At 35.7% G+C, this 15440-nt stretch carries 14 protein-coding genes; 7 read left to right on the top strand and 7 right to left on the bottom strand.

Features of this window, described 5'->3' with window-relative positions:
* Positions 1-20: 20 nt before the first annotated feature.
* Positions 21-560 carry a hypothetical protein gene (locus DPQ89_RS05415; protein WP_127715899.1) on the bottom strand — a complete coding sequence of 180 codons (540 nt, stop codon included), beginning with the start codon at positions 558-560 and terminating at the stop codon, positions 21-23.
* A 313-nt stretch (positions 561-873) separates the two neighbouring features.
* Between DPQ89_RS05415 and DPQ89_RS05410 the strand changes: the two genes are divergently transcribed.
* From DPQ89_RS05410 to DPQ89_RS05400, 4 genes are all read left to right on the top strand, one after another.
* Positions 874-1803, top strand: a complete 930-nt coding sequence (locus DPQ89_RS05410; RefSeq protein ID WP_127715898.1) for a hypothetical protein — start codon at positions 874-876, stop codon at positions 1801-1803.
* Between the two features lie 141 nt (positions 1804-1944).
* Positions 1945-2082 carry a hypothetical protein gene (locus DPQ89_RS18450; protein ID WP_164848273.1) on the top strand — a complete coding sequence of 46 codons (138 nt, stop codon included), beginning with the start codon at positions 1945-1947 and terminating at the stop codon, positions 2080-2082.
* 95 nt (positions 2083-2177) lie between these two features.
* Complete coding sequence (locus DPQ89_RS05405; RefSeq protein WP_127715897.1) at positions 2178-3452, top strand: tetratricopeptide repeat protein; 1275 nt, start codon at positions 2178-2180, stop codon at positions 3450-3452.
* A 42-nt stretch (positions 3453-3494) separates the two neighbouring features.
* Positions 3495-4262, top strand: a complete 768-nt coding sequence (locus DPQ89_RS05400; protein ID WP_127715896.1) for a Nif3-like dinuclear metal center hexameric protein — start codon at positions 3495-3497, stop codon at positions 4260-4262.
* Here the strand turns inward: DPQ89_RS05400 and DPQ89_RS05395 are convergent.
* Positions 4259-5173, bottom strand: coding sequence for a LysR family transcriptional regulator (locus DPQ89_RS05395; protein WP_127715895.1), 915 nt, complete (start codon positions 5171-5173; stop codon positions 4259-4261). The genes DPQ89_RS05400 and DPQ89_RS05395 overlap by 4 nt on opposite strands.
* A 142-nt stretch (positions 5174-5315) precedes the next feature.
* Between DPQ89_RS05395 and DPQ89_RS05390 the strand changes: the two genes are divergently transcribed.
* Positions 5316-5726 (top strand): hypothetical protein, encoded by a 411-nt coding sequence (locus DPQ89_RS05390; protein WP_127715894.1) that lies wholly within the window; start codon positions 5316-5318, stop codon positions 5724-5726.
* A gap of 16 nt (positions 5727-5742) precedes the next feature.
* On the opposite strand, the gene DPQ89_RS05385 is transcribed toward DPQ89_RS05390, so the two are convergent.
* Both DPQ89_RS05385 and DPQ89_RS05380 read right to left on the bottom strand, forming a co-directional pair.
* Positions 5743-6774: a CpaF family protein gene (locus DPQ89_RS05385; RefSeq protein WP_127715893.1), complete on the bottom strand. Its 1032-nt coding sequence runs from the start codon at positions 6772-6774 to the stop codon at positions 5743-5745.
* 8 nt (positions 6775-6782) lie between these two features.
* Positions 6783-7466 carry a hypothetical protein gene (locus DPQ89_RS05380; protein WP_127715892.1) on the bottom strand — a complete coding sequence of 228 codons (684 nt, stop codon included), beginning with the start codon at positions 7464-7466 and terminating at the stop codon, positions 6783-6785.
* 102 nt (positions 7467-7568) lie between these two features.
* On the opposite strand from DPQ89_RS05380, the gene DPQ89_RS05375 reads away from it, so the two are divergent.
* On the top strand, positions 7569-8081 hold the full coding sequence (locus DPQ89_RS05375; RefSeq protein ID WP_127715891.1) for a hypothetical protein: 513 nt from the start codon (positions 7569-7571) through the stop codon (positions 8079-8081).
* Positions 8065-8436 (top strand): hypothetical protein, encoded by a 372-nt coding sequence (locus DPQ89_RS05370; RefSeq protein WP_127715890.1) that lies wholly within the window; start codon positions 8065-8067, stop codon positions 8434-8436. The genes DPQ89_RS05375 and DPQ89_RS05370 overlap by 17 nt, the downstream gene beginning before the upstream one ends.
* On the opposite strand, the gene DPQ89_RS05365 is transcribed toward DPQ89_RS05370, so the two are convergent.
* The 3 genes from DPQ89_RS05365 to DPQ89_RS05355 all read right to left on the bottom strand — a co-directional run bounded on the left by DPQ89_RS05365 (position 8416) and on the right by DPQ89_RS05355 (position 15380).
* Positions 8416-11235 (bottom strand): S8 family peptidase, encoded by a 2820-nt coding sequence (locus DPQ89_RS05365; RefSeq protein ID WP_164848272.1) that lies wholly within the window; start codon positions 11233-11235, stop codon positions 8416-8418. The genes DPQ89_RS05370 and DPQ89_RS05365 overlap by 21 nt on opposite strands.
* Positions 11235-14330, bottom strand: coding sequence for a hypothetical protein (locus DPQ89_RS05360; protein WP_127715888.1), 3096 nt, complete (start codon positions 14328-14330; stop codon positions 11235-11237). Before DPQ89_RS05360 ends, DPQ89_RS05365 begins: the two co-directional genes overlap by 1 nt.
* 156 nt (positions 14331-14486) lie before the next feature.
* Positions 14487-15380 (bottom strand): hypothetical protein, encoded by an 894-nt coding sequence (locus tag DPQ89_RS05355; protein ID WP_127715887.1) that lies wholly within the window; start codon positions 15378-15380, stop codon positions 14487-14489.
* Positions 15381-15440 lie beyond the last annotated feature (60 nt).

Below are 15440 nucleotides of genomic sequence, written 5' to 3'. Positions count from 1 at the left end.
ATTGCACAGCTTCCTTTTTTTTAAATGTCCCAGTCGTCGCAAAGATCTTCTTTGTTTTTCCCAAAGTTAAACATAAACCACTTGTTGTAGATCGCTCTTCTTTCGGCTTTTTCAGCTCTGCTTCCATCGTCCCATACAACAGTAGCTATTCTGCAAGTCGGTAATACTCCTTGGGAGAATGCGATATCTAGAATTTTAGGGTTATTGATGTAAAATTCAGGAACTTGAGAGCTATTAAAGATTGGGTCATGATGGATTCGAGTGAAGTCAGCTCCATGTTTTTCAAGGATGGTTGCGATCTTGATGCTTTCTGCGACAAAGACCGGAAAGTATCCATTACTACTGGTGTGCTCAATGTTTGCACCATGATTTAAAAAGGCTTCTAAAAGTTCACAAAAGTCATCAATTTTTGGGTTATTGTCTTTTTGCGCCGCTAAAAATGTAACATAACTATCTCTGTTTCTTGAGGTAAAATATACATCATCAGGATTGTATCCTTCCGATAGTCTCTCTTTCATATATGAATAATTCTGCTGCTTGAATGCGTTGTAAAAATCCATTCTTTCCTGTTCGGTAGGCATGTATGCCTGTGCAATGCTGCTGAATATGAAAATAGAAAAAGCAATAATTTTTAACATAAGAGTTCCTATAACTAATTGTTGTGTTCACTAGTTTATACACAATAATTAGTTAATTGTGAAGGCCTGTGTAATTATGAAAGCGAGGATAAACACCATCCCCAATTGAACCTATAAAACTATAAACCACCAAAAATACGTAAAAAATACCCATAACCCAATGAAATTTTTACAAAATGCGCCACGCATAACTTTAGACGTGATATTTTAGTTCATATATTTAAAAGGAAAAGAAATGAAAAAAGCTATCTTTGCGCTACTTGCACTTACAAGTGTACACGCTTCTGAAATTGACCCTTTCGTAGGAAGAGATATTCAACTCACAGATGCTCTTGAGCTTGTGAATACGAAGGCAAATGTTCTTCTACTAGATGCTCTAGATAAGACCAATGCCAAAGACGACAGCTGTGATGAGAAAATTCTATATAAGCAATTACGTAAGAAGTTTAGAAATCACTATACTTCTGAGTTTGCAAAATGGGTTGTTAAGACTGATGAGATCGAAAAGATTACCACTAAGACAAGTGAGTCTATCTACAGAGACTTTAAATGGTATCAGGCAATTGTTCCAGGACTAATTGCCAAGATTAATGACCCTGCTGGACAGACAATGAGAGTCAATGGCGTCCTCATTGGTACAGATAAATTCGAACACTTTCTAGGCTCAGGCTTCAATTATTTCAAGAAGCACTTTATTAAAGGAAAGCCTTTAAAAGACGCTATGAAAATCGGCCTAAGTGCTGAAACAGGTCTTCTAGGAGCATATACGACAGGTGTGATGAGCTATGCTGATCTTGTTGCAAACTTCAACGGTATGAGGTTTTGGAACCGTATGCTGGCAAAGCACTTAGACCCATTAACAAATGAAGAAGTTCTTCCTTACTTAACTTGTAATGATGGAAAATGGGAACAGCTTCGCCCGATAGATTTTTCTATTTACATAGACCACGCTTGGGATGAGGCCATAAATTGCTCATGGTTTAGAACTGAGAGAATGGTTGAGAAAGTAAAAGAGCAACTTGAGCAGTACTCGCAGGATGCAGGCCATGAAATAACATGTCCGATGAATAACGAGCAACTCATTCAAGACGGACAGAAGTACTCTAACCTACCGCTTAATATTATTAACCTACGTGGACATCAATCTATTAAAGAAAATCGATAACTTAACTAAGTGTAGTGCCCTAAAGGCACTGCATTTTTTCATGGTGCCGTTCCGGCATAGAAATTTCCATAACTTAGACATTATTTTTTTGGCATCGAAATTGTACTAATACTCCTAAGGCAAGTGTTCAAAGGAGTAATTATGAACAAAACGAACCAATACAGAATACAAACAAGGACAAAGAGCATTGAGTGGAAGCTTCCAGCATTTGTTATCTCAATGAAATTATTCGCTTATTCAGTATTTGTGACCCTAGACTGGATGGCAAAATTTAATTGAACAAATAACCTACCAGACTTGCCAATGAGGCCTAATAACATATAGCATGGTCAAAGGAATGACACTTGAAAATCATCAAAGGAAATAACATTTCAATGGACGAGAACATTAAAATATTATTAACCAGTGAGCTACTTTGCGCCTGGTCATATTTCGAAAGGCTTGTTCACGCTGTGAATGACCTCTCTAAACTCTCTCAACTTCCTGAGTCTAGAGAGCTGACTCAAAAAATGAACTTTGATCTAGTCGAACTTCTTGAGACAAAGGTTTTTAAAAAAGAATTTATTAGCGAAAATGTAACTCAACTTTCTTTAAGTGATCTAAAACAAAAGTGTCACAATACGACTGAATTATTTGAGAAAATGATCAAGCTAGAACTTAATAGCGAAACAGTTCTTGAAGTTACTGTTGAGTATACAAACTTAATATATGAGTATGCTCATGAGTGGCATCACTTATGTTCAGACTTCACAGACCTAAGCATCCAACTTCCTAGAGTAAATCTAGCTGAGGCCATCTTATCTCCTGCTAGAAACTATGAAGATCTTAATGATGAAGACCTTTTAGATCTAGGACAAGAGCTCGAAGAAGAAATAGATTCTACTCCAAGAGTTCATACAAGTGGTCTATCAATTATAGATGGTGGCTCTAAGGTAGAGACAATCGAAGTTGAAGAAAGCTCTGAAGAAATGGATGAGCACAATATTAGTGAAGACGCGATCATTCCACTATTCAAGCTCGATCAAAAAAATATCAAAAGATTTGAATCTAATGGCCTAGGCTCAATTGGTTCACTTGAGTGGCAACGTGACAAAAAATATGATCACCTCATGCACGAAGGTCACGAAGCAGTATTTGATAAAGACTATGATAAGGCACTAGAGAAATTCACTAAGGCCCTAAATTATAAAGAAACAGCAGAGATTCTAACACTCGTTGGATGGGTTTACTCACTAACAGGTAGTCTAGATAAGGCCAAGTCCTACTGCTTAAAGGCCATCCAAAAAGATGGTGACTATGGTCCTCCGTATAATGACTTGGGTACATACCTTCTAACAGAAGGACAAGTTGAAGAAAGTTTAAAATGGTTTGAGCTTGCAAAGAAGGCCGTCAATTATCAAAACAGAGAGTATCCATATATAAACTCTGGACGCGCTCAGATGACTTTAAAGAACCTTCCTAAGGCACTTGAAGAGTTCTCTAAAGCACTTACTCTCGCTCCATATCATGAGGAACTTCACAATACGGTCGAGAGACTGAAGAAGTCTATTCATAAATCTGAATCAAAAGATTGGGAAGTAAACTGGCAAGGTGAAAATACTAAAAATGATTTTGACCTACCAGAAAATGACGACTCACCTCTAAATTAATGTTAAAATAATCGACATAGTTAAAACCTAAAAGGATTGGCCATGTCGATTAAATCTAAAGAGCTCGAAAAGTTTTTAAACTCATTACTAAATATTTACGAATTTTCAGACTACGGACCTAACGGTCTACAAGTTGAAGGTACTAAAGAAATTTCTAAAATAGCTTTTAGTGTTTCCGCAACAAAGTATTCGATCGCACAGGCCGTTCAATTCGGGGCCGACGCTCTTGTCGTTCATCACGGATTATTTTGGAGTTTTCACGGAACCAAACCAATTAAAGGCCCCTTTGCAAAGAGAGTCATTCCTCTTATAAAAAATGATATTAATCTCTTTGGCTATCACCTCCCACTAGATGCACATATGGAAGTTGGAAACGCTGCGACCATCGCAAAGAAATTAGACCTAATTGATTTGAACCCATTTGGAGACTACAAAGGCTCTCCCACCGGAGTTAAAGCGAAATTTAAAACTCCCCTAACAAGAGCTCAACTTGCTAAGAAACTAACAGATATTCTAGATCACGAAGTTATTTATTCAAAACCAGAAACTGAAGATGAAATTAAGTCCATAGGAATTATAACTGGAGGGGCCAATAGTGATTGGTACCTGGCCATGAAAAATGGTCTTGATGCTTACCTAACAGGTGAGATGAGTGAACATGATTGGCATGAAAGTGCCGAGTCGGGAGTAACGATGTTTGCAGGAGGACACAACGCTACTGAGCAATTTGGCGTACAGTCCTTAATGGAAAAAGTTCAAGAAAAGTTTGATGTGGAATGTACGTTCATATCAAGTGAAAACCCTGCTTAAGACTTTAAGGCCTTTGTAATAAACTCAATACACTCATGCATCGCCTTACTCATAGTTTTAGACTCGAGATAGGCCATGCTCAATGAGTTTAATAGCGCAGTTGTTTTTGCTCTAAAAACATGTAACTCCTGCCCACTTTCTTTTAGCTTATCAACAATGTGAATGGGTAAAATACCAACTCCCATGCCAAGAGTTATAAGCTGAGCAACCCCTTGGGCATTCAGCAAAGTTGCGCAGGAATTTATTTGCATATTTTGAAACTGATAGTGATGGGAAAACCAGGATCTAACTAGTGGGGAATCGTCCATATATGAGATAAATTTTAAAGATTCAAAAAAGCCCCTATCAATTCTAGAGCTTCCCTTGTTCTGATTCATATACTCACGGGAGCAACAAAGAACTAGTTCTTCACTAGAGAGGGCAACCGTTTTAATTTCCTTATCTAGGCCATAGCTATCAACAATGGCAAAATCAAGCTCTCCAGTGAGTAACATCTTATTAATACTTGCAGCATGGCCATAATGAATCTTATAGTTCACCTTTTCATACTTATTCGAAAAATCTTTTAGTATTGGTAGAATGATATTATTTCCATACTCGCTAGGTAGAGCGATCGTTAACTGACCTGCAAAGTCTTGCTCCTTACCCATTGTTCTAGCAAGTGCATCGTTGAGTCCATACAAATGGTCATGACAAGACTCATAAAGTTGATGGGCCTTATCAGTAGCGATTGGACGTTTCTTAACTCTATCAAATAAACTCACTCCCAACATTAGCTCGAGATTCTTTACATTTTGACTAACCCCAGATTGAGTCATATTGAGTTCAAACGCTGCTTTAGTCATACTCTTATTTCTGTAGACACTTTCAAAAATACGCAGCAAATTTAGATTAATAGTATCAATAAACATAATTTCAACACCTTGAAGATTAATAGAACTAAAGTCATTAGAATTTTATCATAAGTAGAGCTTATTAAAAATAAATCAATAAATAACTTTTAAAAACTTAAAATTAGGACTATAAACCGTTGAACTTTTTCTAGAGGACTCTATGAAACTAATGATAATGACTCTTGCCCTAGTGATGACTTTCACCGTAAATGCAAATGTAGCATTTACAGTAAACGGAAAACTTGTTCCTTACAACGGTTCGAGTGATCTCATTCACATGGTTCTACTTACTAAAGGTGGGAATTTTAATGTGGTTAGTTTCGATCATAAAATTCAAACTTGTGAAAATGGTGAATTTGAAATCGTTCAAAACTTCTATCCAAAGAATACATACTCACTTGTAGAAATCTATGACTGTAATGATAAAATAGATGATGGCCCGACCTACTGCCCTGAGGTCTATATGCCTATTTGTGGATCGATAGATCTTAAACAAAGAACTTTTGGAAACTACTGTGAACTGACAAGTTCAGGAGCAGACTTTCTCTATGCCGGACAGTGTGAAGAATAATTAAACACTCACTGAATTAATTATTAAAAAAGTCCATTGGAAGAGCTCCCATATGGTGGAGCTTATCCATATTCTTAGGGGTAATCCCTGTAGAAACAAGCTTTCCATCTTCATAAGTACAAATAGTTTGAGAAAGAATATTACTCCCTTCCATTCCTGTCACCTCTTGAACTGTCTTAAGAATTCTCTTCCCTTCACGGTCTCTAGAAATCTGTAAGATGAGATCAATTGCAGTACTCATCTGCTTTCTCACCACATGATAAGGAACATCATAGCCAGACATTAGAAATAGAGTTTCCATTCTGTTGATACATTCTGTAGCTGAGCTCGAGTGAAGAGAAGTCATACTTCCATCATGACCAGTATTCATCGCCTGTAGTAAGTCGAAGAACTCTCCACCACGAATCTCCCCTAAGATTATTCTATCAGGTCGCATTCTAAGAGTATTTTTTACAAGATCCCGTACTGATAAGTCAGAGGACTGAATCTTACTACCAGCTTCGAGCCTAACTATATTTGGGATATCAAGACTAAGTTCCAACGTATCTTCTATTGTTACAACTCTTTCGGCAGGACTTATTTCTTTTAATAGTAGATTCATAAATGTTGTCTTACCAACACCCGTTCCACCCGAGACAATTATATTCATTCTGGCCGATACGGCGGCCTTTAAAAACTCGATCCACTTCGGATCAATTCCAAATATTCCAGGACTTGAATCAAAGTCAACGATACTTCGAATATACTTACGAATAGAAATTGAAGGAAACCCACTTGCAAATGGTTCAGTTATAACGTTAATCCTAGAGCCATCAGGAAGATTTCCGTCTAATATTGGATTTTCCGCATTACAAACTTTCTTATTATATTCAGCAACTTCACTAATGAATTGATTGATGTCCTGTTTAGTTATAGTGAAATTTAATTGAATAAACTGACCACCTCTTTCGACAAAAATACTCTTTGGCCCATTAATAACTATCTCAGTTATGCCTTTTTTCGTATTTAAGTCACTAACTAATTTCCAAACCGTATTTTCTTTTTCCATTTACAAACCTAGACGTGATCAGAGATAAAAATATCTCTCTCATTGATTGATGCCCCATAGGACAGTAAGTTATTTATATAGATTTTCTTTTGATCGCTAGTAAGGAGTTCATAGATATCTTGGTATTTACCACCTGCTCTCACAAGTTCTAAAACCTCATCCTTTCCTAGAAATAAAATTAAATGTTGTATCAAAATGATTACCCAATCGATCTTAATTGTACGAGAAGTTGAAAGAGCAAGAACTTCAAATACATCATCAATATTAAGAAGTTCGCTACCTGAACTGTCACCGGCAATACTCAATTCAATCGATGCAATTTTAAAATAAAAGGCCAGCAGAAATCCTCGTGAGTAACCGCCGATACTAAATTTCTTAAGTCGATCTTCAAGTCCAAGAATTCCAAAACAATTTCCGACTTGGATATTCTTAGGGTATTCACCGTTAATAAGCTTCTCTATATAAAGACAAGCAAAACGATCTCTAACACCATGCCAACCTAAGCTCTTGATGACCTTATTTACATTGCCACCAGTATCGATATCTTTACTAATCATTTGGAAAAGTAAAAGAAGGCCTTTTCTTTCAGAAATATAATATTCTAAGTTACTAAAGTTCTTTCCAGAACTTTGCATATTAACTTTTAATAGCCGAACAAAATGATCCGGTAGATTTACAAATGGGTACTTCAAGTTTTTCCTCAACTTTAATCTTTTAACTATTTTAACCGCTTAGGCCATCGGCAACAAGTGATGTCTTAGATTTCCACTGGCTTATGATATAATTAGTTAATTATGAGAATTCCAATTTATGAAGAACTTATTTTAAATCAATACAATGTAGAATACCTGAGAGAAGAACTCGGAAAGAGCAAATTAGGACTCATTCCAATGTACACATCTCTACACCTTATAAGTGATAAAGAGCGTCCAACAGCGGCCATGAATATAGAGCAAGTTCTTAAAGAGCTAGAGATACATCCGCGCTATCCTTATCCATTCTACATAATTAGTGAAACTCCCATTAGAAGTATCTCTATCACTGTAGTTGAACACGTTCAAAACCTTCCTCTACACTACTTTAAAAAGGCCAAGAGATTAAAAAATAAAGAGCTTGCCCTGTTGAATAAGGCCACTCTACTTGCTGAAAAAGTGGTTAATAATGATCTTTATCAAAAAGAAATTGATTTAAAAGAAGGCTACACTCATCAAGTTCTTCTTTATAGAAAATCAAAAGAGTTAAACTTCTATGAAAATGTTCTTGAAGAACTAGACCAAAAGGAAATTAGAGATGGTCAAAAAAAATAAAGTCCTGCCTAAAGATAAAATAGACCAAATCAAAGGTTTTGAAGAGATTATGGATTTAGTTCTTGATGAACAGGAACAAATTCAAGCTGAACAAAAGAAAAAAGAGCTAGAAAAATATAACGATACCTATCAACTTTATAACTTCTTAGAGAATGAAGTTATACGTCTAGAGAAGTTCTCACAGTTCTTTGGAACCAAGCTTAAAAACTATAAGAAATTTAATCAAACTCAATACATCGCAAAGAAACAAACAATAATCTGCGACGAGGCCAAGGAAAAGCTAGTTAAGAGAATGTTACCAAGTGACAGTCATCTTAATAAGCAACTAGAGAGCTTATTCAACTCTCTGTTCTAATTTGAGTAATTCAATTGTTGCACTACCGTCTTTCTGTAAACATGTCAGAAGTAAAGTTGACTCATCATTAGAGTTTAACGTATCAACATGCTTACAATTGGCCGGAACCTTAAAACTAGAATAAATTGGTGATGAGAATTCTCCGTTGTCATAAACCATTGCATATAGCCTATCACCATAAATAAGGCTTGAATCAATAAGAAGTGCTGAAGAGTTCCCCTCTGAATTAGAGACCTTAACTTGCTTGATCGTTTCAGAGAAATTTACACCAGGAAAACTACTTTCTCTATTAATAGGTAGCTTCGATTTTACGCCAGTATTTGTTGCGAGATGTATAAAGTAGCGACTTTCAATGAATAGAGCTTTACTAAATAAGTTCTGTGAGAGATTTAGAACATCAATAATTAAGTCTCCCCAACTTCCAGTATCAAATTCAAGAACATCACCAGTCTCAATATTATTCCAAAATTGAACTCTTAACTTCTGTCTGTCTATTAAAGCAAAAGATGCTCTCTCATTTGAAAGAAGGTCATCATTGATAAGAGTTTTATTTGACTCGAGACTTCTACCCCATAAACCTATTTCTTTAACTTCGTATTCACTTGTATTTGAAAAAACCACTTCATAATAGCGCTTGGCAAATTCTCTACCCGTAATAACAATCGCAGAAAGTTTCGCGTCCTTAGCAGCATTTAAATTTTGCGTTATAATTGTGTCAAAATATAATTCATCTCGTGAAGATACATTAAACTTCTTTTTAAAGTCCTCTAAAAACTTGTAAGAAGAAAGAGTTCTAATATCTAGGACAACCTTCCCGTCAACTAGCTTAGGTAATAAGTAGTAAGGTCTCTTCGTCGCAAATTCAGAGTCAATTCGATCAAGAGGGTCCAAAGTATTGTCGGCCTCAGGCATCTTCCAAGTTTTCATAAATGTTGGAACTTTAACTGCTCCCATAAAGCTAGTCTCTACTTTCAAAAAATCAAACTTAATTTCATTATTAAAGAAAGGTAATCCTTCAAAGCCTGAAATAGGGAAAGTCCAATGAGAGTATTCATTAAATAATGGTGCCCCATCATTTGTGAGGTAGCTAAGAATGAGGTTTTCACTCTTCTTGCCTAATGAATAAATCATATAGTCATCTATTCCATCAAAGTTAAAATCATTCTTTACTATATTTAAAATCTTTCCAACTTTAGGAATAGTAAAAACACTTTCAAGAACATCTGTACTTGATATTTTAGCAATCTGTACCTTTGTATCTGGACTACCAATAATTTCATAGAAGTAATCAAAAGACTTAGAAGCATAATTTGTTGAGATTACTTTCTGAAGCCTTGAGAACTTACGTCCAGACTGAATTGTAATAAGGTTCTTTGCAGGAAGATTAGTTGTAAGAGTTACTTTATTATCAATCTTGTCGACTTCTCTAACGAAAGCAAGTTCATGAGTAATTGATTTTTCATTAAATTCAATCGTCATTGGAATATGAGAATCAATTGAAAAATTATCTAAAGTACCAGTAACACGAATCTCTCTATGCTTTGAGTTTAAAACTTTTACTTTATCAAAGCTCTGTTCAAATAAGGTATTACCCTGATGACCTAGAGTTACTTTAAAATTAAGAGAAGGAATATCTTTAACAAGTGCCCTTACAGGTAGACTAAAAGAAAAACGACCATCTTCATTAATAACAACTTCGCTGAGACCTTTTAAATTAAACTCAGGGTGTCCGTCTTCTAAAACAACAGACTCATAGCCAGTAAAAGAAACCTTTCCATACTTGATAATTTTTTGTCCTTCGATTTTTCTTGCTCCAGTAAAGAGACGTTGCTTAATCTCATCAAGAGAGAGATCAGAATTACGAGACTTATCCAGAGCGATTAGCCCCGATACATATGGTGCCGCCTGAGAAGAACCTTTTTTAATTTCATAACCAGGGATTCTAAGCAATCTCGATTCTAAGTTTCTAGGATATGTACTTATGATACCCTCACCAGGAGCGATGACATCTACCTTCGCACCAAAATTAGAAAATTCAGGAATATTTCCCTTATTGTCCATTGCTCCGACACAAATGACTTCATCATATGCGCACGGATAAACTGGAATCTTCTTATTATTATTTCCAGAAGCGACGACTACGGCAATATTCTTAGCAATGGCCTGATCAATAGCAAAGCGAACCTTCTTAGTATGAATTAGTTTTGGCCATCCTAGAGATAAGTTAATAACTTGCGCGCCATTTTTAATCGCATAGGCAATCGCATCTGCAATGATATTAGTAATAACCTTCTTATCATAAACGAAGCTATTTACTTTAGGATTAAGAATCTTAAGAGGCATTATTAATGCATTTTGAGAAGCGACCCCTTTAATACCAATTCCATTATTAGAAGTAGCAGCGATTATCCCCGCGACATGTGTCCCATGTCCTATTTCATCAATTAAATCATTATTTCCGTCTAGGAAGTTCCATCCATGACAATCTTGATCAGCTCTTTGTTCAAGAGTTAACTCATTACACTTAGGATTAGTCCAAATATTATCTTTAAGGTCAGGGTGCTCAATATCAACACCAGAATCAATAACCGCAACGATGGTCTTATTCTTTGTTAAAACCAAATCTTTTGGTAAATCAAGGTCTTCACCCTTAACTCCTCTAACAAACTCACGTGTTAGTTCACCAGTTGATCTAAATATTGGTTGAGCATTATTTTCAAGCGCCCACTGAAGAGATGACAAAGGATCATTTGCAAAAGTCTGTAGCGATAATAGACATAGAATAAGGGTTTTCTTCATTACATATTCTCCCTTAACCATGATCCGTTAAATTCATTGGATTGCATCTCAATTCGAGTTCTAAGTTCTTCAACAGGTCCGTTCCAATACTTCCCACTGACTTGTCCTTCAGTATTTCCATTTATTGGAGTCGATAGAATATCACTTTCCTGTCTATAGCCTGTTATTTTTCCATTTAGGTAAGTATTACTCTTACCAATAATACTAATGAAGTCTTCATAATTTAATAGTCTCTTATACATCATCGTAAGATCTACTAAGCAGGCAACACCATCGTATTCATCTTTTTTCATTTTCTTAACACAGCTCTCTCTCTTATCAACGAAAGGCTGAAACTTACCACAAAGAATTCTCTTAGAGATAGGAGCTCTATTTAAACGAGTTGTTGAACAGTGTCTTCTATCGTAATACTTCTTTCTATATTCCCTTCCAAGCTCTAGAATTTTATCTTCATTAAAATCTAAAATATTCCACACACCTTTTTCGTAGATATTTAAATTTACTGAGACTGAATATAGCTTCAATCCTGTTGCATCATTTATATCTGAATCAGAAAAAATCTTTGTTCCAAACTCTTCGTTAATCTCAGAGATCATCTTCTTTAGCTTAGATTCTTTTATCTTCCACCCTTCCTTTAAGATTTCTAGGGCCATGAAAGTATCAGGAAATTGTGCTCTACCTTTTTTAGTTTCATCATAACGAGACTCAAACCTTAGTCCTTCTACTGCATTTACGCCGTAAAATGTTTGAGATGGCCTTTTCCAAGTTTCATTTCTAAGTGTTATATACTCAGTAATCTTACTTAAGTAATAGTTCGCCACATCTCGAGCAAAGGCCCAATTATTAAGACCAATCATTTTTTGATAAGTATACTTAAAAAACTTAGCTTCATAGTTTTCTGGAGTAAAGACAGAGAACTGTCCTCTCTTTTTCAATTTCTTCATTCTCCAATTAAGAAAAGCATACTTAGAGCTCTTATCTAGAAAACTATTCTTAATTTTATAAGGACTTGTGTAGCTACCTAGTAGCTCTTTAGACCCAGAATCGAGTAAGGAGTAGATTGCGTTAACCCCAGAAAATAGTTTCGGATTCAGGTCTGGATCAGAATTAATATTTACATTATATAATTCAACATTAAAGTTACCCTTTGAAACGCTGAAGTTTAGTTTTGTTACAGGGATATAACTATCAAGCTCTATTGAAACACCTACTTCTCCAAGCTTTCCGTTATCAACATAAACCTGGACAGTATCTGCATCCTTACGATAAATATGCACTCTCTTCATCAAAACTGAGTTTGTGTCGATAGCAAGACTTAATTTAGTATTGGCCCAAGAATATCCGCCCTTTACAAGAAAAGATGGAGTTAATCTTTCAGATATTATAAGTGATTCACCTACTCCTAAGTTCTCGTTAATCTCATCTGCTATTAGTTGAATACGTTCATTACGATTTTCTTGATCCTCCACTTCTCCAAGCTTAGAAAGTTCAAGCAAGCGCTTTTCTAGGTTTTTCTTTAACAGTGAAACAATCATATTCTTATAAGGCTCTTTTAAAGAGGCCTTTAATGAGCGGACAGGTTTTAAGTGAGAGAAGGTTTTTAAATAACTTACCTGACCTCTAGCAAGGGCAGTGTAACCAGCTGGTAATCCCTCAATTCCAACATTTGCACCTAGAGAAACTCCGTATCCAAAAATATCCGATGTTTGAACAAGATTATCACTTCCTTGGTAATTACCGACAACGACGTCACGAGAGAGGATAATATTTCCATTAACAATTGGAGATACCCAAGTACCAACTTTTTGCTCTAGAAACTCTCCCGTTTCAATATAATGATTCAATCCTGTTTCAAATTGTTCTTTATGATAGTCGAGTCGTGCATCGTTAACATCAAAAACAGATAGCTTTGAATTTGCTTGCCTAATCAGAGAATCAATCGCATCGGACTGAAGCTTACTCAAAAGAGAATACTTAAGTTCTCTAAATGGAGAATCTGGATCACCATAGGCAAAGCGAGATGCATAACCATCATAATTCTCTTTAAGAAGTCTTCCGTTTTTTAAATTTTCACCATAGCTAATCTTTGGATTAAATTCAATTGGAGTAGAATCGATAGCAAAGAGTTCTAATAAATTATTTCTTCTAGCAATAAGTTTTTCAACTAGTAGCAATGAAACTTCATAAGGAAGATGAGAGTTCTTAACAATTTGCTCAAAGTCTTCTCTAGAAAAGTCTTTCATTCTACCTAGAATCCACTTTGCATCATCTTGAGTTGTATTCATATCTGCAAGCGTGAAGTGACTTAGTTCAATGCTATTTGCTTCTTTTCTTGCGGCCTTAAAGCTAAAAGTATTAATAGCTTCATCAACGTCTAAAAGAGAGTAAGGAACAATGAGAGATCTCAGAGTTCTACTGGTCAAAGTCTTAGGAGGAACACCAAAGGCTAAATTATAATGATCACCATAGCGAGGTAGCATTACAATCACATCTTGCAGATCAATTGTTACTTCAGAGTCTGCAACCATCCATCTAGACGGTGCTCCAAATGTATTTTCAGGAATGACCCTTTCTAAGAAGTGATTCTTTTCCTCTAAGCTGCTAAATGCAACTTTAACTTTTTTCTTATACTTCATCGATGGAACAACATATCCAAGTTTACGCAGTAGATTCTTTCTTAGTAATAATGTATGAAGGTTCTTATCGAGAACAATATTTAGAATATTACCTGTAGTATTATCTAAAACAGTGAAGCGTAGGGTTCCAGATTGAGAGCCTAAGACACCTAGAAAGACTAGCTCTGTTTGCGAAGAAACTTGGATTTCATCAATATCACTATTTGCTAGAGTTTGATCTGTATTCTTCCATACTTCACTCTCTATTGGATTTAATAGTGATAAGTCCAATCCAATATTTGAATCGTTTTGTAATTGCCATGCTTGTTCTGAGCTAAGCTTACCAAGCTCTGGGTGAAGAAGGTCGTTACTAGGAATTCTTGTTGTATCAAGAGGAATGTACTCTACCTTTGCATTGGTATTAGCAAATAATAGGGCCCCAACAAGGGTGATCATTATTAGATTAAATAATTTTTGCACAGTATTCCTCTTTTTATTAATAGTCATTTATAACACAGCGCGGCTTCCCACCTAAGTCACTGTGTAAATAAAACATGCATGTTTAATTATCTAACTAGCTGAAATTAAAAAGGGCCTATAAAGGCCCTTTGGTATGTATTACTGAGATTCTATTAACTAAAGGTCAATTCCGAATACTTCTGGAAGTAGTCTGTTTTCTAAATTATCAGCATTTGTTCCAAGTTTAGCTGCGATTTTTGCAACAAGATCTTCTTTAAGTTCTGTATTATTTGCAGCTTCATTAAATTCTGAATAACTAGCTCCTGTAACTTTTTCGATATCTGTCACTAGTGCAAGCTCATCTTCTTTTGTTAACTGCTCACCTTTTGAGCGATCAAGCATTTTCTCTACTTTAGACCCTAGAGTTACAAGCGATAGAGAAGTTTTCATATCGATTGAATATGCAAAAGATACGTCTGCAGCTTTTTTGTAGAAGGCCGCTTTTTCTTTATCAGCTGCCATTAAAGATACGTCAGTAGTTTCTTCTGAATCTTCATATAAGAAACCAGAATCAAACCCTACATAGTAATCTTCTCCCCAAGCATCTGTGTAGTCATAATCAACAATTTCGTAATCATCACCATAACCATCTCCGATTAGACCATCAAAGAAGTCATGATCATCTTGAATATCTCTAAACTCTGAAGCTAAGTTATTATTTGACGAATAATAATCATAATAAGTAATTGCTCTTATATATTGTAAAGAGACAGCTACATACTCATCATACTCTCCATCATAGATAACGAAGAAATCTTCAGAATCCCAACTAGATCTAACTGTATCCCATTCAGACTTAACAAGTTCGTTATCGCTATAGCCGTCAACGCTATTAAGTGAGTTTACAAAACTCTGCGCCGAGATATAAGGACTACTATAAGCACCGTAAGTTGAAGATGAACCTCCACCACCGCTGCTGCTACCACCACCGCCTCCACAGCTCGCAAGTGTTGCAAGTGCTGTTAAAGCTAGTAACGATTTCTTTGTTGCATTCATTAATTTACTCTTCATTCTCTCTCTCCCTCTTGTGTTTTTAAACTCTCTGTGTAACGCTTAGCATTGATATAGAAA

Source organism: Halobacteriovorax sp. HLS (assembly GCF_004006665.1).
Lineage (GTDB): Bacteria > Bdellovibrionota > Bacteriovoracia > Bacteriovoracales > Bacteriovoracaceae > Halobacteriovorax.
Note: the sequence above shows the minus strand (reverse complement) of the source record. Positions and strands in the feature narration are given on the sequence as shown.